Source organism: Rhodoferax sp. RT5P35 (genome assembly GCF_056521385.1).
On record NZ_JBWMAX010000002.1, the window covers coordinates 265,748 to 283,113 of the forward strand.

The 17,366-nt window shown below is 61.2% G+C and carries 18 protein-coding genes; 14 read left to right on the forward strand and 4 right to left on the reverse strand.

The features are described from left to right. The first annotated feature begins 27 nt into the window (after positions 1 to 27). From AC097L_RS03425 to AC097L_RS03485, 13 genes are all read left to right on the forward strand, one after another. A complete protein-coding gene (locus AC097L_RS03425) occupies positions 28 to 1,872 on the forward strand; it encodes an ABCB family ABC transporter ATP-binding protein/permease (protein ID WP_479584720.1) in 1,845 nt (614 codons plus the stop codon). Between the two features lie 78 nt (positions 1,873 to 1,950). Continuing rightward, positions 1,951 to 2,901: a 2-hydroxyacid dehydrogenase gene (locus AC097L_RS03430; RefSeq protein WP_479584722.1), complete on the forward strand. Its 951-nt coding sequence runs from the start codon at positions 1,951 to 1,953 to the stop codon at positions 2,899 to 2,901. A 20-nt stretch (positions 2,902 to 2,921) separates the two neighbouring features. Next, positions 2,922 to 3,854: a LysR substrate-binding domain-containing protein gene (locus AC097L_RS03435; protein WP_479584724.1), complete on the forward strand. Its 933-nt coding sequence runs from the start codon at positions 2,922 to 2,924 to the stop codon at positions 3,852 to 3,854. Positions 3,855 to 4,012: 158 nt separating this feature from the next. After that, entirely contained in the window at positions 4,013 to 5,431 is a 1,419-nt protein-coding gene (locus tag AC097L_RS03440) for an aspartate ammonia-lyase (protein WP_479584726.1), read from the forward strand. Between the two features lie 278 nt (positions 5,432 to 5,709). Next, positions 5,710 to 6,609, forward strand: coding sequence for an amino acid ABC transporter substrate-binding protein (locus tag AC097L_RS03445; protein WP_479584728.1), 900 nt, complete (start codon positions 5,710 to 5,712; stop codon positions 6,607 to 6,609). A 123-nt stretch (positions 6,610 to 6,732) separates the two neighbouring features. Continuing rightward, complete coding sequence (locus tag AC097L_RS03450) at positions 6,733 to 7,461, forward strand: amino acid ABC transporter permease (RefSeq protein WP_479584730.1); 729 nt, start codon at positions 6,733 to 6,735, stop codon at positions 7,459 to 7,461. Between the two features lies 1 nt (position 7,462). Then, positions 7,463 to 8,131: an amino acid ABC transporter permease gene (locus AC097L_RS03455; RefSeq protein ID WP_479584732.1), complete on the forward strand. Its 669-nt coding sequence runs from the start codon at positions 7,463 to 7,465 to the stop codon at positions 8,129 to 8,131. A gap of 32 nt (positions 8,132 to 8,163) precedes the next feature. Continuing rightward, the gene (locus AC097L_RS03460; protein ID WP_479584734.1) at positions 8,164 to 8,901 is read left to right on the forward strand and encodes an amino acid ABC transporter ATP-binding protein; all 738 of its coding nucleotides are present in this window, start codon (positions 8,164 to 8,166) and stop codon (positions 8,899 to 8,901) included. 100 nt (positions 8,902 to 9,001) lie between these two features. Beyond that, positions 9,002 to 10,060 carry a dihydroorotase gene (gene pyrC / locus AC097L_RS03465; protein ID WP_479584736.1) on the forward strand — a complete coding sequence of 353 codons (1,059 nt, stop codon included), beginning with the start codon at positions 9,002 to 9,004 and terminating at the stop codon, positions 10,058 to 10,060. An 18-nt stretch (positions 10,061 to 10,078) separates the two neighbouring features. Next, positions 10,079 to 10,876 (forward strand): NYN domain-containing protein, encoded by a 798-nt coding sequence (locus AC097L_RS03470; protein WP_479584738.1) that lies wholly within the window; start codon positions 10,079 to 10,081, stop codon positions 10,874 to 10,876. Beyond that, entirely contained in the window at positions 10,873 to 11,601 is a 729-nt protein-coding gene (locus AC097L_RS03475) for a DUF3025 domain-containing protein (protein WP_479584740.1), read from the forward strand. Before AC097L_RS03470 ends, AC097L_RS03475 begins: the two co-directional genes overlap by 4 nt. 68 nt (positions 11,602 to 11,669) lie before the next feature. Then, positions 11,670 to 12,545, forward strand: coding sequence for a protease HtpX (gene htpX / locus AC097L_RS03480; RefSeq protein WP_479584742.1), 876 nt, complete (start codon positions 11,670 to 11,672; stop codon positions 12,543 to 12,545). Further along, positions 12,532 to 12,993 (forward strand): GNAT family N-acetyltransferase, encoded by a 462-nt coding sequence (locus AC097L_RS03485; protein WP_479584744.1) that lies wholly within the window; start codon positions 12,532 to 12,534, stop codon positions 12,991 to 12,993. The genes htpX and AC097L_RS03485 overlap by 14 nt, the downstream gene beginning before the upstream one ends. 54 nt (positions 12,994 to 13,047) lie before the next feature. Here the strand turns inward: AC097L_RS03485 and AC097L_RS03490 are convergent, their stop codons facing one another. Beyond that, positions 13,048 to 13,533, reverse strand: coding sequence for a PEP-CTERM sorting domain-containing protein (locus tag AC097L_RS03490; RefSeq protein WP_479584746.1), 486 nt, complete (start codon positions 13,531 to 13,533; stop codon positions 13,048 to 13,050). A gap of 231 nt (positions 13,534 to 13,764) precedes the next feature. Further along, positions 13,765 to 15,192, reverse strand: a complete 1,428-nt coding sequence (gene dbpA / locus AC097L_RS03495) for an ATP-dependent RNA helicase DbpA (RefSeq protein ID WP_479584748.1) — start codon at positions 15,190 to 15,192, stop codon at positions 13,765 to 13,767. A 173-nt stretch (positions 15,193 to 15,365) separates the two neighbouring features. Between dbpA and AC097L_RS03500 the strand changes: the two genes are divergently transcribed. Beyond that, positions 15,366 to 15,782 carry a hypothetical protein gene (locus tag AC097L_RS03500; RefSeq protein ID WP_479584750.1) on the forward strand — a complete coding sequence of 139 codons (417 nt, stop codon included), beginning with the start codon at positions 15,366 to 15,368 and terminating at the stop codon, positions 15,780 to 15,782. Between the two features lie 55 nt (positions 15,783 to 15,837). Here AC097L_RS03500 and slmA read toward each other — a convergent pair whose 3' ends face one another. Together slmA and argB are read right to left on the reverse strand one after the other, a co-directional pair. Then, complete coding sequence (slmA, locus tag AC097L_RS03505; protein ID WP_479584752.1) at positions 15,838 to 16,467, reverse strand: nucleoid occlusion factor SlmA; 630 nt, start codon at positions 16,465 to 16,467, stop codon at positions 15,838 to 15,840. Then, positions 16,468 to 17,361, reverse strand: coding sequence for an acetylglutamate kinase (argB, locus tag AC097L_RS03510; protein ID WP_479584754.1), 894 nt, complete (start codon positions 17,359 to 17,361; stop codon positions 16,468 to 16,470). Positions 17,362 to 17,366: the final 5 nt, after the last annotated feature.

A 17,366-nucleotide genomic window follows, 5' to 3' on the forward strand; every position in this document is an offset into this window, starting at 1 on the left:
GGGACAATAACCACGAGATTGTCCCCCATGCGCCGCTATGGCGAAACCGCTCCCCTTGCCTCTATGCCGGTGCTGGCCCATGCCGCGCCACCGCAATCCGATTGGCGCACCCTGCGCCGCCTGTTTCCCTACCTGTGGGAGTACAAATGGCGGGTGATTGCCGCGCTGACCTTCATGGTGGGGGCCAAGGCAGCCAGTGTCAGCGTGCCCTTGCTGCTGAAAAAATTGGTGGATGCCATGAGCCCCACCGGCGGCAAGCTCAGCAGCGACCAGCTCCCCGCGCTGATCGTGGTGCCCGTGGCGCTGCTGGTGGGCTATGGGCTGCTGCGCCTCTCTACCTCGCTGTTCACCGAGTTGCGTGAACTGGTGTTTGCCAAGGCCACGGCGGGCGCGTCGCGGCGAATTTCGCTGGAGGTGTTTCAGCACCTGCACGCCCTGAGCCTGCGCTTCCACCTGGAGCGCCAGACCGGCGGCATGACCCGCGACATCGAGCGCGGCACCCGGGCGGTGAATTCGCTGATCTCGTACTCTCTGTACAGCATCATCCCTACGCTGATCGAAGTCGGTTTTGTGCTGACATTGCTGGCCGTCAAGTTCGACATCTGGTTTGCCTGGATCACGCTGATCGCGCTGGTGGCCTACATCGCCTTTACGGTCACGGTAACCGAGTGGCGTACCCAGTTCCGCAAGCAGATGAACGAGCTGGACTCGAACGCACAAAGCCGCGCCATCGATTCGCTGCTGAACTTTGAAACCGTCAAATACTTCAACAACGAGGCCTTTGAAGCCAAGCGCTACGACGAAAACCTGGAGCGCTACCGCCGCGCCTCGGTGAAGAGCCAGACGACCTTGAGCCTGCTCAACACCGGCCAGCAGCTCATCATTGCCACTGGCCTGGTCGCCATGCTGTGGCGCGCCACCCAGGGCGTGGTCGATGGCCGCATGACCCTGGGCGACCTGGTGATGGTCAACGCCTTCATGATCCAGCTCTACATTCCATTGGGCTTTCTGGGCGTGATCTACCGCGAGATCAAACAGAGCCTGACCGACCTGGAAAAGATGTTCGCCCTGCTGGAGAAAGAACGCGAAATTGCCGATACACCCGGTGCCCAGCCTTTGCAACTGGAGCCCGGCGACGGCCATGCCGATGTGCGCTTTGACCACGTGTTCTTTGCCTATGACCCGGCGCGGCCCATCCTGCAAGATATCAGCCTGCACATCCCAGCGGGCAAAACCGTGGCCGTGGTCGGGCCGTCGGGCTCGGGCAAGTCCACGCTGGCGCGGTTGCTGTTTCGGTTTTACGATGTGCAGCAGGGCGAGATCTTGATTGCCGGGCAAAATATCCAGACCGTGACCCAGGCCAGCGTGCGCCAGGCGATTGGCATCGTGCCGCAAGACACCGTTCTGTTCAACGACACGGTGGAATACAACATCGCCTATGGCCAGCCTGGGGCCAGCCGTGCCCAGGTGGAAGAGGCCGCCCGCGCGGCGCGCATCCACGGCTTCATCAGCGCCACGCCCCTAGGCTACGGCACCATGGTGGGAGAGCGCGGGCTCAAGCTGTCGGGCGGCGAGAAGCAGCGCGTGGCGATTGCCCGCACGCTGCTGAAGAACCCGCCCATCTTGATTTTTGACGAGGCCACTTCGGCGCTGGACTCGGCCAACGAACGCGCCATCCAGGCCGAGCTGCAAACCGCCGCCCGCAACAAGACCACGCTGGTCATCGCCCACCGTTTGTCTACCGTGGTGGATGCGCATGAGATTCTGGTGATGGACGCGGGCCGCATTCTGGAGCGCGGCACCCACGCCGAGTTGCTGGCGGCCAACGGACGCTATGCGGCGATGTGGGCGCTGCAGCAAAGCGCCGAATAGTATTTATGGTAAAAATTGGCCTCTAGCGCATATTGCGCCTGCACAAGCAGCTATTTATTTGATAGTGAAACACTTTGTATGACCGCTCCCCGCCCTTGCGTCCTGGTTTTGAACTTCATGGCCGATGTGCACCAGGCCATGCTGGCGCCGCATTTTGAGCTGCTGTATGCACCCACGCCTGCGCTGCGGGCCGCCCATATCGCCGCCGATGGCGAAGCCATCCGTGCGGTGCTAACCATTGGCAGTGTGGGCCTGACCGCCGCCGAAATGGATGTCCTGCCCGCCCTGGAGATCGTCTGCGCACTCGGCGTGGGTTTCGAGAATATCGACGTGGCCCACGCCCGGGCGCGCGGCCTGGTGCTGGCGAATGGCGCGGGCACCAACGACGACTGCGTGGCCGACCATGCTATGGCGCTGTTGCTGGCCGTGGTGCGCAATCTGCCTCAGCTGGACCGGCAGTGCCGCCAGGGCGTGTGGCGCGAGGCCCTTCCTTTGTCCGCCAGCGTGTCGCACCGCCGCATGGGCATCGTCGGCCTGGGTGGCATTGGCCACAAGGTGGCGCAGCGGGCGCTGGGCTTTGGCATGCAGATTGGCTACCACGGGCGCAAGCCCCAGCCCCAGGTGGCACACACCTATTTTGCCGATCTGGTGGCGCTGGCGGCCTGGGCCGACTTTTTGGTGGTGGCCACGCCGGGCGGTCCGGCCACCCGCCATCTGATTGGGGCCGAGGTGCTGGCCGCGCTGGGTGCGGGCGGCTATCTGGTCAATGTGTCGCGCGGCAGCGTGGTGGATACCGCCGCCCTGGCTGCGGCCCTGCGTGCAGGCCAGTTGGCCGGTGCGGGCCTGGACGTGTACGAGAGCGAACCCCAGCCCCCCGCCGAACTGTTGGATCTGGACACCGTGGCGAACGTGGTACTGACCCCGCACGTGGGCGGCTGGTCGCCCCAGGCCATTGAAGCGTCGGTGCAGCGCTTTATCGAGAACGCGACGCGGCACTTTGCGGGTCAAACCGTGGTGTCGCCCATCTAAGCCGCGTCCATAATCTAGCCATGGAAACCAAATGGCTTGAAGATTTCGTCAGCTTGGCTGAAACCCGCAGCTTCAGCCGGTCGGCCCAGTTGCGGCACGTGACCCAGCCTGCGTTCTCGCGGCGCATCCAGGCGCTGGAGGGCTGGGCGGGCACCGACCTGGTGGACCGCAGCTCCTACCCCACGCGCCTGACCCCGGCAGGGGAAACGCTTTATGCCCAGTCGCTGGAGGTGCTGCAGGCGCTGCAAAGCACCCGTGCCATGCTGCGTGGCCACCATTCGGCCGGGCAGGACGTGATCGAATTTGCCGTGCCGCACACGCTGGCGTTCACCTTTTTTCCGGCCTGGGTGTCGTTGCTGCGCGAGAAGTTCGGCCCCATCAAAAGCCGCCTGATCGCCCTGAACGTGCACGACGCAGTGATGCGCCTGGTCGAAGGCAGCTGCGATTTGCTGATTGCCTACCACCACAGTTCGCAGCCCTTTCAGCTGGCCGCTGACCGCTATGAGATGGTCAGCCTGGGGCAGGAGGTGATTGCACCCTATGTCAAGGCCGATGCCGATGGCGCACCGCTGTTCCAGTTGCCGGGCCGTCCGGGGCAGTTGCTCCCCTACCTGGGCTACGCACCGGGTGCTTATCTGGGCCAGACGGTGGACATGATTTTGAAGCAGTCGGCTACGCCCATCCACCTGGACCGGGTGTACGAGACCGACATGGCCGAAGGCCTGAAAGCCATGGCGCTGGAAGGCCACGGCATTGCCTTCCTGCCCTATAGCGCGGTCAAGAAAGAGTTGCGCTCCCGCAAACTGGTCAGCGCGGCACCGTCTGGCTTGACCGGCCTGGAGATGACCATGGACGTGCGCGCTTACCGCGAAAAACCCAATGGCCCCGCTGCGGCCAAGGGCACGGCACAGGCCTTGTGGACTTACCTGGCATCGCAGAAGCCGACCAAATAAAGCCGTAACAGCGCTTGGGTGGTGAGGGCCATGCGCCTGGGGTGTGGCCTATGTGTCAGATCTATGACGGCTATGCATAACGCCGCATGCAAACGGCATTGGTGTTTGGATAAGCGGGCCTTTACAGTTCGCCACCTTCACAACTGCCACGGGTTTGTATGTCTACCGATTTCCGCGTTGAACATGACTTTTTGGGTGAAAAGCAGATCCCGGCAGCCGCCTACTGGGGCGTGCACACCGCCCGTGCAGTAGACAACTTTCCCATCACCGGCACCTGTATTTCGGCCATGCCGGATTTGATCCGTGCGCTGGCCTTTGTCAAAACCGCCGCCGCCCGGACCAATGTGGAACTGGGTGTGCTGGATGCCAAGTTGGCCGATGCCATCGTGCTGGCCTGTGACGACCTGGTGGGGGGCAAGTTGCACACCGAGTTCGTGGTGGACGTGATCCAGGGCGGCGCGGGCACTTCGACCAACATGAATGCCAATGAGGTGATTGCTAACCTGGCCCTCGAAAAAATGGGCCTGGAAAAAGGCCGTTACGACGTGCTGCATCCGAACGACCACGTCAACGCCTCGCAGAGCACCAACGATGTGTACCCCACGGCGGTGCGTATCGCGCTGTGGCTGGGCATTGAGCGTCTGTTGGCCTCCATGGCATTTTTGCGTGAAGGCTTTGAGGCCAAGGCTTTTGAATTCAAAGACATTCTGAAAATTGGCCGCACCCAGCTGCAAGATGCCGTGCCCATGACCCTGGGCCAGGAGTTTTTGACCTACGCCATCATGATCGGCGAAGACGAGGCCCGCATGCGTGAAGCCCGCGCGCTGATCCAGGAAATCAACCTCGGTGCCACCGCCATCGGCACCGGCATCAATGCACCGGCTGGCTATTCGGACCGGGCCTGCCAATTGCTCGCCGAAATCAGCGGTGTACCGGTGGAAAAAGCCAGTAACCTGATCGAAGCCACGCAAGACACGGGTGCCTTCGTGCAGCTGTCGGGTGTGCTCAAGCGCGTGGCCTGCAAGCTCAGCAAAATCTGTAACGACCTGCGCCTGCTGTCCAGCGGCCCACAGGCTGGCTTTGGTGACATCCGGCTGCCCGCCCGCCAGGCGGGCTCCAGCATCATGCCGGGCAAGGTGAACCCGGTGATCCCCGAGGTGATGAACCAGGTGGCATTCGAGGTCATCGGCAACGATATGACGGTGACCATGGCTTCCGAAGCTGGCCAGTTGCAGCTCAATGCGTTCGAACCCATCATGGGCTGGAGCCTGTTCAAAAGCATTGAGCATCTCGGCCAGGCCTGCCGCACCTTGCAGACCAACTGCGTGGCCGGTATCGAGCCGAACCGCGAACTGTTAGCCAAGCGCGTACGCGAATCGGTGACGCTGGTGACCGCCTTGAACCCGCTCATCGGCTACGAAAAGTCGGTCCTGATCGCCAAAACTGCCATGCAGACCGGAGCCCCTATCGGCGAAGTGGCCGAGGCGCTGGGCATCATGACCCGCGCCGAGCTGGAAGCCCTGCTGGTACCCGAAAAACTGACCCAGCCTATCGCCCTGGTCCGCGGTGACCGTTAAACATGGCATACAAAATGCATGCTATATATTTAAAATAAATTGGAGCATTCACTCTTTTGCCTAATTTTAATTTGTATATAGCTTTGGTAGACTAATCTCAGGGGGCAGGGCGCCGTGGTAAACCCTTTCCCGTGCAGGCATAAAGTCTGCATAGTGCGGAGGAGTTGGTTGTTTTTAATCCCACTGAATGCACCAAGAGTGGGCGCGAGGGTTATCCCTTGTGCCTGTTTCTTTAAAATTTACGTTGTGTAGTTCTTATCTTTTACCTTGGAGTTTTCATGAAGAAAAATTTGCTCGCCTTTGCTGTGGCTGCTTTAGCTGCTGGCGGTGCGTTTGCACAGGCCACCGACACCATTGCCAAGGTCAAGGCTTCCGGCACCATCACCATGGGCGTACGGGATTCTTCAGGCGCACTTGCGTTCACATTGGGTGACGGTAAATACACCGGTTTCCACTACGAGGTGTGCCAACACATCATTGCCAATCTGGAAAAAGCGGTCGGTAAAAAGCTGGACATCAAATACCAGTTGGTGACTTCTCAAAACCGCATTCCGCTGGTGCAAAACGGCACGGTAGACATCGAGTGCGGCTCCACCACCAACAACGCCACCCGCCAAAAAGACGTGGCTTTTGCCAACACTGTCTACGTGGAAGAAGTGCGCATCGCAGTCAAGGCCAACTCCGGCATCACCACCATCGCCCAGCTGAACGGCAAAAACGTGGCCACCACGACGGGAACCACGTCTGTGCAATTGCTACGCAAGAACGAACGTGCGACGGGCATCGACTTCAAGGAAGTATTTGGCAAAGACCACGCTGACAGCTTCCTGCTGCTGGAGTCTGGCCGCGCCGATGCATTCGTGATGGACGGCCAAATTTTGGCGGGCAATATTTCGACTGCCAAGAACCCTGCCGAGTACAAAATTGTTGGCGAGCCTTTGAGCGTCGAACCGATTGCCATCATGCTGCGCAAAGACGACCCTGCCTTCAAGAAGATGGCCGACGACACCATCGCCGGCATGGTCAAAACCGGCGAAATGGCCAAGCTGTATGACAAGTGGTTCATGCAACCTATCCCACCCAAGAACGTCAAGGTTGGCCTGCCCGCCAGCGAGGCTACAAAAGCCGCCTGGGCGAATCTAAACGACAAGCCTGCAGAAGACTACGCTAAAAAGTAACACTGCTCCTAGGCGGTACACCACCCTGCCCGCAAGCTTTGGGGGCAGGGTTTTTGCTTTAAGGTGGAAGCATTTGCTTACAGGGTGCTATGCCGCGGTCTGCGGCAGGCGACCAACATCTGGATGGAGAGTGTTATGGATTGGCAGATATTTCTCAACGATGACGGCAGTGGGCGCACCTATCTGCAATGGCTGATGGAGGCGTGGCGCTGGACTCTGGCTGTTGCGGGCAGTTCGTGGCTGGTCGCGATCGTGGTGGGGGCCTTCATGGGCACTCTGCGCACCTTGCCTAACAGCCCTTGGCTGGTGCGCATTGCCAACGTATGGGTAGAGCTGTTCCGCAATGTTCCATTGCTGGTGCAGATATTCATCTGGTACTTTGTGCTACCCAAGATCTTTCCGCCGATGCAGCATATTCCGGGCTTTGCGTTGGTGGTCATGGCCCTTGGCTTTTTCACCTCATCACGGATCGCCGAGCAGGTGCGTGCCGGTATCCAGGCCCTGCCCAAAGGCCAGCGCTATGCCGGCATGGCCGTGGGTTTCACCACCGCGCAGACCTACCGCTATGTGATCTTGCCCATGGCCGTGCGCATTATTTTCCCGCCGTTGACCAGCGAGTCGATGAATTTGCTAAAGAACTCTTCGGTGGCGTTTGCGGTGTCCATTCCAGAGCTGACCTTCTATTTCACCCAGGTGGGCGAAGAAACCTCGCGGCCGATCGAGGTGTATCTGGCAGTGTGCCTGCTGTATGTGGTGTCCGCTGTGGTGGTGAACCGCGTCATGGCGTTCATCGAGAAAAAAATCCAGATCCCCGGCTTCGTTGTAGCCGGTGGCACAGGCGGGGGGCATTGATATGGGCGGACTCGACCTAAGTTTCTTCAGCTGGGAAATCGTTAGCAAGTTCGTACGGCAAGGTTTCATCTTCAGCCTGGAACTCACCGCGATTGCCACCATAGGCGGCATCTTCTTCGGTACCCTGCTGGCACTGATGCGCCTGTCGGGCCGTAAGGTCTTGATGGTGCCTGCCACGTTCTACGTCAACGGTATGCGCTCCTTGCCGCTGGTGATGGTGATTTTGGGCTTCTTTTTGCTGATTCCGTTCTTGATCGGGCGGCCCATTGGCGCAGAGTTGTCGGCCATCATTACCTTTATTGCGTTTGAAGCGGCCTACTTCAGCGAGATCATGCGCGCAGGCATCCAGTCCATCCCGCGTGGCCAGGTACATGCGGGCCAGGCCGTGGGCATGACCTATGCGCAGAACATGAAACTGGTGATCCTGCCGCAGGCGTTTCGCAACATGTTGCCGATTCTGCTGACGCAGACCATCATCTTGTTCCAGGACACCTCGCTGGTGTACGCCATTGGTGCCTACGACTTGCTCAAAGGCTTTACCACTGCAGGCAAGATCTATGGCCGCCCGGAAGAAGCCTACCTGCTGGCCGCCGTGGTGTACTTCATCTTGTGCTTTAGCTTGTCATACTTGGTTAAAAAGCTGCAAGCCAAAATTGCCATCGTCCGCTAATAAGCACCGTCATTCGAGCCGAGGAGTAAAACATGATTGAAATTGAAAACGTATCCAAGTGGTATGGCCCTGTGCAGGTGCTGAACAACTGCAATGTCAGCATCAAAAAGGGTGATGTGGTAGTGGTGTGCGGCCCTTCGGGTTCGGGCAAATCCACCCTGATCAAAACCGTCAACGCGCTGGAACCCTTCCAAAAGGGTGAGCTGTTTGTGGACGGCATTGCCCTGCACGACCCCAAGACCGATCTGCCCAAGCTGCGCAGCCGCGTCGGCATGGTGTTCCAGCACTTTGAGCTGTTCCCGCACCTGTCGGTCACCGAAAACCTGACCCTGGCGCAGATCAAGGTACTGAACCGCACTCCGGACGATGCCAAGGTGCGTGGCCTGAAGATGCTGGACCGCGTGGGCCTGATGGCGCACAAGGACAAGTTCCCCGGCCAGCTCTCGGGTGGCCAGCAGCAGCGCGTGGCAATTGCCCGGGCGCTCAGCATGGACCCGATGGTCATGCTGTTCGACGAACCCACCTCGGCGCTCGACCCCGAAATGGTCGGCGAAGTGCTGGACGTGATGGTGAAACTGGCCGGCGAGGGCATGACCATGATGTGCGTGACCCATGAAATGGGCTTTGCGCGCAAGGTGGCCAGCCGCGTGATCTTCATCGACGTGGGGGGCAAGATTCTGGAAGACTGCTCCAAGGACGAGTTCTTCAGCCACCCCGAAAATCGCCAGCCGCGCACCAAGGATTTCCTGAACAAGATCCTGGCGCACTAACCGCTGCCGACTCCCGAGAATCCTCCGAGGCCTGCCATGGTTTCGGAGGATTTTTTTTGCCCGCCTCCACCTGCATTTTTGCAATGCGACAATTCCGCCCATGACTTCAGCCACTCCCACCACCCTCACCATCACCCGCCCCGATGACTGGCACCTGCACGTGCGCGACGGCGAAGCCCTGCACACCGTCGTGCCGCACACCGCCGCACAGTTTGGCCGCGCCGTCATCATGCCGAATCTGCGTCCGCCCGTGACCAGCACCGCCCAGGCCCTGGCCTACCGCGAGCGCATCCTGGCCGCAGTGCCGGCTGGCGTGGCATTCGACCCGCTGATGACCCTGTACATGACCGACAGTCTGCCGCCCGATGAGATCGCCCGCGCCAAGGCCGCCGGCATTGTGGCCGCCAAGCTCTACCCCGCCGGTGCCACCACCAACAGCGATGCGGGCGTGACCGAGCTGCGCAAAATCTACAAGACGTTGGAGGCCATGCAGCGCGCCGACATGCTGCTGCTGGTGCACGGCGAAGTTACCAGCCCCGACATTGACCTGTTCGACCGCGAGGCCGTCTTCATCGACCAGCAACTGATCCCGCTGCGCCGTGACTTCCCTGAACTAAAAATCGTGTTTGAGCACATCACCACACGTGAAGCCGCCCAGTACGTGCGCGACGCCGATGCATTCACCGCCGCCACCCTCACCGCCCAGCACCTGCTGTACAACCGCAACGCGATCTTCACCGGCGCGAATGGGTCAGGTTTGCGCCCGCACTACTACTGCCTGCCGGTGCTGAAGCGCGAAACCCACCGCCTGGCGCTGGTTGAAGCCGCCACCAGCGGCAGCGCCAAGTTCTTCCTGGGCACCGACAGCGCGCCGCACGCCACCCACCTGAAAGAGCACGCCTCGGGCTGCGCCGGTTGCTACACGGCGCATGCCGCCATCGAGATGTACGCCGAAGTCTTCGACAACGCCGGTGCCTTGGACCAACTGGAAGCCTTCGCCAGCTTCAACGGCCCCGCCTTCTACAGCCTGCCGCGCAACACCGGCACCATCATCCTGGCCCGCGAGAGCTGGACCCCGCCCGACAGCTTTGCCTTTGGCGACGCGCAACTCAAACCCTTGCGGTCGGGCGAAGCCTTGCCCTGGAAACTGATTGGTTAACCCACCGGAGCATTGAACATGCAAATCACCTCTTCCCTGCAAGGCCGTGGCGGCGTTGCGCTGCTGATCGATGCCGACAATCTGTCTTCGTCCGAATCGGTGGAAGAGGCCTTGCGCCGCCTGACCGAGTTGGTTGGCCCGGTGGCGATACGCCGCGCCTATGGCAGCGCCGACAACCTCAAGGGCCTGGCCACGGTGATGCGTGACTTGGCGATCCGCCCCATCCTGAACGATCCGCTGACCAAGAACACCACCGACATGCTGCTGGCCGTGGACGCGCTCGACCTTTGGTATGAATGCGCCCCCGCGGTGATCGCCATCGGCACCGGCGATGCCGACTTTGCCCCGCTGGCCCTGCGCCTGCGCGAACGCGGCGTGCGGCTGATCTGCTTCTCGCAAAGAACCAAGCTCTCGCCCGACATCCGCGCCTACTACGAGCAGGTGTTCATCGTGCGCTCCAAGAGTGCCGGGGATACGGAGCCCGCACCCAAAGCCAAGGCACCACCTGCCAAAAAAGCCACCCCGCGTGCCAAAGCGGTGCCTAAGGCCCGGCCACCCACTCCGGCCCCCGCTGCTACACCGGTTGCATCTTCTGCCCAACCCGCGCTGGCGGATGCCGTCGCCGCCATCCTGGCCGTCGTGCCGGGCCTGCAAGACGGCAAAACCGTGGCCTTGAACGATGCCGTCAAGCTGCTGCACGATGCCAAGCTGATCGGCAAAAACGGCTCCTCCATCAAGTTCTTCAAAAAATACGCTGCCCACTTTGAACTCAGCCCCGAGATCCAGCCCACCCGGCTGCGCTATCTGGCGGGATGAGCCTGCCGGAGATCGACTGGTCCGCCCCCTGGCTGGCCCCTTACCGCGCGGTGGGCCAGGCGGTGGCCGCGCAAGCCCACCAGGGGATCGCCGCCGCTCTGAACGCCGTCGCGCCCGCCCCGGTGCGCTTCGTGCCCCAGTTCTCGCTGCCGCCCGGCGAGGCCTATGAGAACTTTATCTTCCACACCCGCCAGTGCCCCAGCCGCGACAATCTGCACGACTTTTTCAACGGCCTGTGCTGGCACCATTTTCCGCAGATAAAAACCCGGCTCAACCAGTTGCAGGCGGCGCAGATTGCGTTAGATGGCGTGCGGCCTTTGCGCGGTCCGGTGCGCGATGCGCTGACGGTGTTTGACGAGAACGCCGCCTTTTTGATCGCCCCGCCCGCGCTGTGGGAGGCCTTGCGATTGAGGGATTGGCAGCGGCTGTTTATCACGCTGCGGCCCCTGTGGGCGCAGGCCCAGCTGGTGCTGTTTGGCCACGCGCTGCTGGAAAAACTCATTTATCCACGAAAACCGATTACTGCCCATGTTTACTCTGCGCCAGTAGCTATTAATTCTGTAGTAAATCTTGATGCGACCATTGCAGCCCAGCTCAGCGCGGCCCACCTGGGCAGCAAGCCTTTTCTGCCCTTGCAGGTGCTGGGCGTGCCGGGCTGGTGCGCCGACAATGCCGACCCGGGCTTTTATGCCGACACCCAGGTCTTCCGCCCACCGCGTTCTTAGACGTTTCGTGGCTTGAACTTCTTTACAAAAGCCCCATCTAACTACCAATTATTTTCTTGGGACACCCTATGAAACGCATTCTGTTATTCATCCTGACCAACGTGCTGGTCGTCACCGTGCTGGGCGTGGTGGCCAGCCTGCTGGGGGTCAACCGCTACCTCACGGCCAACGGGCTGAACCTGGGTGCGCTGCTGGGTTTTGCGCTGGTGATGGGCTTTGGCGGCGCGATTATTTCGCTGCTGATCAGCAAGCCTATGGCCAAGTGGACATCGGGTGTGCGCGTTATCACCCAGCCGCAAAACGCCGACGAAGCCTGGATCATGGAAACCGTGCGCCGCCTGGCCGACAAGGCCCAGATCGGCATGCCCGAAGTCGGCATTTTCGACGGCGACCCCAATGCTTTTGCCACCGGTGCGTTCAAAAACTCGGCCCTGGTGGCCGTGTCCACCGGCCTGCTGCAAGGCATGACGCACGAAGAAATCGAAGCCGTGCTGGGCCATGAAATTGCCCACGTGGCGAATGGCGACATGGTCACCATGACGCTGATCCAGGGCGTGATGAACACCTTTGTGGTGTTCCTGAGCCGCGTCATCGGCTACGCGGTAGACAGCTTCTTGCGCAAGGGCGACGACCGCAATAGCGGCCCCGGCATCGGCTACTACGTCAGCACTATCGTGCTCGATATCGTCCTGGGCTTTGCCGCGTCCATGGTGGTGGCCTGGTTCTCGCGCCACCGCGAATTCCGCGCTGATGCCGGTGCCGCCCAGCTTATGGGCCGCCGCCAGCCGATGATCAACGCCCTGGCCCGCCTGGGCGGCCTGCACACGGCCGAGCTACCCAAGAGCGTGGCCGCTTTTGGCATTGCCGGTGGCATTGGCCAGTTGTTCTCGACCCACCCCCCCATCGAACAACGCATCGCCGCCCTGCAAAATGCAAAGGGCTGAGCTGCGCTTTCAGTGGGCGCGGCTGGGGGATTTGAGTGCGGTGGAATTCCACGCTGCCATGGTGCAGCGCGTGGCGGTGTTTGTGGTGGAGCAAAACTGTGTCTACCAGGAGGCCGATGCGCTGGACCCGGTGGCGTGGCATCTGCTGGCTTGGTCTGATGGGCACTTGGCCGCGTATTTGCGGGTGGCCGACCCTGGCACCAACTACCCTGAGCCCTCCTTGGGCCGGGTGCTTACCGCCCCGGCTTTCCGCCGCAAGGGCTTAGGGCAATTGCTGCTGACCGAGGCGTTGGCGCGTTGCACGGCCACCTGGCCCGGCCAGCCCAACCGCATCAGCGCCCAGCAGTATCTGTTGAAGTTCTACCAGGGTTTCGGCTTTGTGCCGGTGTCAGACATGTACCTGGAAGACAACATTCCGCACGTGGAAATGCTGCGTCTGGCTCCGTAAGAGCACAAAAAAATACCCCGCAGTGCGGGGTATTTGGGAGCAATCTGTTGGGATTTAACGGATTTTTCTCTTGCGCACGAATGCCAAGCCCGCCAGAGCCACACCCACCAAAGCCAGTGAGGTGGGCTCGGGAACGGTATTGACCCGGAAAACGTAGTTGGTGTAAGCCACGCCCAGGGCGTTGTCCTTCACGTAGGCCGATACAGCCGATGCTTCGATGGTAGGCATGTCGCTGTAGCCAGGTTTGCCCAGGTCCACTTTGTAATCCTCGTTGAACGCCGTTCCGCCATCCCGCCACACCACCGAATACCAACCCAAATGGTTGATGGCCAGCGGATTGTTCGACACAGTGGAGATGTCGTAGTCGCTGGCCACCCCACCAAACAAAAGGGCCGCGGCTTCGGTGGCGGAATAGACCTTGGGATTCGCCATCCACGACGGACCCGCATCGACCTGGTAGTTACCGACATACACCGGCGTGGCCTGCACCATGGCCGTGGTGATCAGCAGTGCGGCAGTGGCCAGTATTTTTTTCAGCATAGGACAGTGAAGAGGTAACAGTTGGTAATAACTGTAGCAACTAGCGCAGTTACTATGCCAATAGTCTTTAGCTGTTTAAAAACAAGGGCTTACATTACTAAACACTAGGGTTTTCCCTGAGGCATGTAAAAAAATTCGACATCAGCGTGTGCACGTTGAAACGCACTGGCTGAATATCAAATTTCATAGCTATCAGCGCATATAGGACGAAGGCTAGAAGCTTTTTTGTGCCTAAATATCTTCACCTGTCATCAGGCGCACGCGCACGCTCTTGCCCTTGATCTTGCCCGCGTTCAGCTTGCGCTCGGCCTCATGGGCGATGCGGCGGTCTACGGCCACGTAGGTGGAATATTCGTTCACGTTGATCTTGCCGATCTGCTCGCGGGTGTAACCAGCATCGCCGGTGAGCGCGCCCAGCACATCCCCGGCGCGGATCTTTTCTTTTCTGCCGCCCGTGATTTGCAGTGTCATCATCGGCGGGCGCAGTGGCTCTTTGCTGGTGGGAGTCAGCTCTTCCAGTGGGTGCCATTCGGATTCGCGGTTTTGTAGTACCTCGATCTTGCCCACAAAGCCCATCTCGTTCATCGAAGCCAGGTTCAACGCCAGGCCTTCGGCTCCGGCGCGGCCGGTGCGGCCAATGCGGTGGATGTGCACTTCGGAATCCGGCGTCACGTCCACATTGATCACGGCGGCCAGGTCGGCAATGTCCAGCCCACGCGCGGCCACGTCGGTGGCCACCAGCACGCTGCAACTGCGGTTGGCAAACTGCACCAGCACTTGGTCGCGTTCGCGCTGCTCCAGCTCGCCGTACAGCGCCAGCGCGCTAAAGCCTTCGGCTTGCAAAGCGGCCACCAGGGCGCGGCACTGCAGCTTGGTGTTGCAAAACGCCAGCGTGCTGGCCGGGCGGAAGTGGTTCAGCAGCCGGCCCACGGTGGCCAGGCGTTCGGACTTTTCCACCTGGTACCAGCGCTGGGCGATCTTGTTCGTCGCGTGCTGGGCCTGCACGGTGATGCTTTTGGGCTGGCGCATGAACTGCTGGCTCAATTTCTCAATCCCCTCGGGGTAGGTGGCCGAGAAAAGCAGGGTTTGCCGCTCTTTGGGGCACTGCTTGATGACGGTGGCCATGTCCTCAAAAAAGCCCATGTCCAGCATGCGGTCGGCCTCGTCCAGCACCAGGGTGTTCAGGGCCGACAGGTCCAGGTGGCCGCGCTCCAGGTGGTCCATGATGCGGCCCGGCGTGCCCACCACGATGTGCGCGCCGTGCTCCAGGCTGGCGTTTTGCCCGCGCAGGGCCACGCCGCCGCACAGGGTCACCACCTTGATGTTTTCCTCGGCCCGGGCCAGGCGACGGATCTCTACGCTCACCTGGTCGGCCAGTTCGCGCGTGGGGCACAGCACCATGGCCTGCACGGCGAAGCGGCGGGCGTTCAGATTCGCCAGCAGGGCCAAGGCGAAGGCGGCGGTTTTGCCGCTGCCGGTCATGGCCTGGGCGATCAAATCCTGGCCCAGCAGTGCCAGCGGCAGGCTGGCGGCCTGGATGGGGGTCATCTGCAAATACCCCAGCTGGGTGAGGTTGGCCAACATGGCGGGGGCCAGCGGCAGGCTGCTGAAATCGGTGGTGGCGGGCGCAGAAGAAGAGGTCTGGTTCGGTGTAGTCATGCCCCGATTATCGGGGGCCGGGTGTTGCCGGGGCTTGGGGGGCCAGGTACGCTGTGTCTGTAACCGCTGGTAAAAGCCGGTATGGGCAGGGAGTTAACCCGCGTTTGGTGGTTAATTTATGCTCGGGGTGTGAAAAATATCATCCACAATGCAGGCTATATCCTGTAATCGCTATGGAACTGCAATACCAACTCAAAGGCGGCAGCTACTACCTGTACGACATGGACACGCCTCCGAGCGCGGTCACGGGGGAGCGTCGCTTTCGTTTGAAGACCGACACGGTGGCCATTGCCTTTGATATCAGCACCGGCGAGCTGCACCAGCACGGCAACCCGACCCGCATCCAGTCCTGGGCCATGGGTGCACGCCGCAAGCTGCGGGCCGCCGGGGCGCAAGACTATGCCAACGACATCGTGGTGGTGTCCGGCCCACTGCCGGTGGACGAGCTGAACAAATGCCTGGGCATTGACGGCTACTGTGGCCGCCTGTTTGCCCGACTGGCCAGCCTGCCGCACGGCAAGTTCAACACCAAGCCCTACACCAGCCCGTTCAACAAACCCAAACCGTACAAAGCGGCTGCAGCGGCCTGAGCTGGCTTTTAGAGGCTAAATCGGCCAATAGTGCAGGCGCTGCATGGGATGGCAGCTATTTATTAGATAGCAAGCCGCGCAAACTCGCTTCCAGGTGCTCGGTGGGTAGCCGCTTGAAGTGCGAGCGCACAAAGCGCTGCAAACTTCCCGCCGCAAACGCCGTCATCACCGAAGCCTGTACCTGCGCGTCCACCGTGGGGGTGTCACTGGCCGGGTCGCTGTGGCGCAGGCATTGGCGCAGCGTGGCCTCGATCTTGTCGAAAAACAGGTTCATGCGCTGCTGCAGGCGCTCGTTTTCAAACACCAGGGCGTCGCCCACCATGACCCGGGCCATGCCGGGATTTTTTTCGCCAAACTGCAGCAGCACCGAGACGATGCGGCGTGCCTGCAGTGGCCCCGGGGCATCGCCCGCCGTGGCCATGATCTGGTTCACCAGCGAGAACACCGACTGCTCGATGAACTCGATCAGCCCCTCGAACATCTGCGCCTTGCTGGCAAAGTGCCGGTACAGCGCCGCCTCGCTCACGTCCAGCCGGGCCGCCAGGGACGCGGTGGTGATGCGCTCAGACCCCGGCTGCTCCAGCATGGTGGCCAGGGCTTGCAGAATCTGCACCCGGCGCTCGCCCGGCTTGGGGCGCTTGCGCGGGGCTTCCTCTGCCGCGTGTTCTGCCAATGCCTCGGCCATCTAGTTCGACCGGATCATGGTGCCAAAAGCCTGGTCGGTCAGTATCTCCAGCAGCAGCGCGTGCGGCACCCGGCCGTCGATGATGTGCACCGCCTTCACGCCGCTCTTGGCGGCATCCAGCGCACCGGCAATCTTGGGCAGCATGCCGCCCGACAGGGTGCCGTCGGCAAACAGGGCGTCGATGTCCTTTGCGGTCAGGTCGGGCAGCAGCTCGCCTGCCTTGTTGAGCACGCCGGGGATATTGCTCAGCATCAGCAGCTTTTCGGCCTGCAGCTCAATGGCCAGGCGGCCTGCCACTACGTCTGCGTTGATGTTGTAGCTGGTGTTGTCGGTGCCAAAGCCGATGGGGCTGACCACCGGGATGAAGGCATCGTCTTGCAGCGCCTTGACCACGCTGGGATCGATGCTCTCGATGTCGCCCACTTGGCCAATGTCGTGGAACACGCTGGGGTCGGTGTTGTCGGCCATGCGCAGCTGCTTGGCGCGGATCATGCCGCCGTCGCGCCCGGTCAGGCCCACTGCCTTGCCACCGGCCTGGTTGATCAGGCCCACGATGTCCTGCTGCACCTGGCCGGCCAGCACCCATTCGACCACTTCCATGGTTTCGGCATCGGTGACACGCATGCCCTGGATGAACTGGCCCTTTTTGCCCAGCCGCCCCAGCGCCGCTTCGATCTGCGGGCCGCCGCCGTGCACCACCACCGGGTTGATGCCGACCAGCTTGAGCAGCACCACGTCTTCGGCAAAGGCCTGCTGCAGCGCCGGGTCGGTCATGGCATTGCCGCCGTATTTGATGACCATGGTTTTGCCGTGGTACTGGCGGATGTAGGGCAGGGCCTGGGCCAGGATGTCGGCCTTGTCGCGGGGGGCCATCACGGCGGAGGGGGTGGTCATGGTGC

Bases quoted from the DNA above. Each gene is read 5' to 3' on its own strand.
- AC097L_RS03450 (WP_479584730.1), top strand. From the start codon at position 6,733: ATGGAGAGTGTTATGGATTGGCAGATATTTCTCAACGATGACGGCAGT.
- AC097L_RS03425 (WP_479584720.1), top strand. From the start codon at position 28: ATGCGCCGCTATGGCGAAACCGCTCCCCTTGCCTCTATGCCGGTGCTG.
- AC097L_RS03440 (WP_479584726.1), top strand. From the start codon at position 4,013: ATGTCTACCGATTTCCGCGTTGAACATGACTTTTTGGGTGAAAAGCAG.
- AC097L_RS03435 (WP_479584724.1), top strand. From the start codon at position 2,922: ATGGAAACCAAATGGCTTGAAGATTTCGTCAGCTTGGCTGAAACCCGC.
- AC097L_RS03475 (WP_479584740.1), top strand. From the start codon at position 10,873: ATGAGCCTGCCGGAGATCGACTGGTCCGCCCCCTGGCTGGCCCCTTAC.
- AC097L_RS03470 (WP_479584738.1), top strand. From the start codon at position 10,079: ATGCAAATCACCTCTTCCCTGCAAGGCCGTGGCGGCGTTGCGCTGCTG.
- AC097L_RS03490 (WP_479584746.1), bottom strand. From the start codon at position 13,533: ATGCTGAAAAAAATACTGGCCACTGCCGCACTGCTGATCACCACGGCC.
- htpX (WP_479584742.1), top strand. From the start codon at position 11,670: ATGAAACGCATTCTGTTATTCATCCTGACCAACGTGCTGGTCGTCACC.
- AC097L_RS03430 (WP_479584722.1), top strand. From the start codon at position 1,951: ATGACCGCTCCCCGCCCTTGCGTCCTGGTTTTGAACTTCATGGCCGAT.
- argB (WP_479584754.1), bottom strand. From the start codon at position 17,361: ATGACCACCCCCTCCGCCGTGATGGCCCCCCGCGACAAGGCCGACATC.
- dbpA (WP_479584748.1), bottom strand. From the start codon at position 15,192: ATGACTACACCGAACCAGACCTCTTCTTCTGCGCCCGCCACCACCGAT.
- AC097L_RS03455 (WP_479584732.1), top strand. From the start codon at position 7,463: ATGGGCGGACTCGACCTAAGTTTCTTCAGCTGGGAAATCGTTAGCAAG.
- AC097L_RS03500 (WP_479584750.1), top strand. From the start codon at position 15,366: ATGGAACTGCAATACCAACTCAAAGGCGGCAGCTACTACCTGTACGAC.
- AC097L_RS03445 (WP_479584728.1), top strand. From the start codon at position 5,710: ATGAAGAAAAATTTGCTCGCCTTTGCTGTGGCTGCTTTAGCTGCTGGC.
- AC097L_RS03485 (WP_479584744.1), top strand. From the start codon at position 12,532: ATGCAAAGGGCTGAGCTGCGCTTTCAGTGGGCGCGGCTGGGGGATTTG.
- AC097L_RS03460 (WP_479584734.1), top strand. From the start codon at position 8,164: ATGATTGAAATTGAAAACGTATCCAAGTGGTATGGCCCTGTGCAGGTG.
- pyrC (WP_479584736.1), top strand. From the start codon at position 9,002: ATGACTTCAGCCACTCCCACCACCCTCACCATCACCCGCCCCGATGAC.
- slmA (WP_479584752.1), bottom strand. From the start codon at position 16,467: ATGGCCGAGGCATTGGCAGAACACGCGGCAGAGGAAGCCCCGCGCAAG.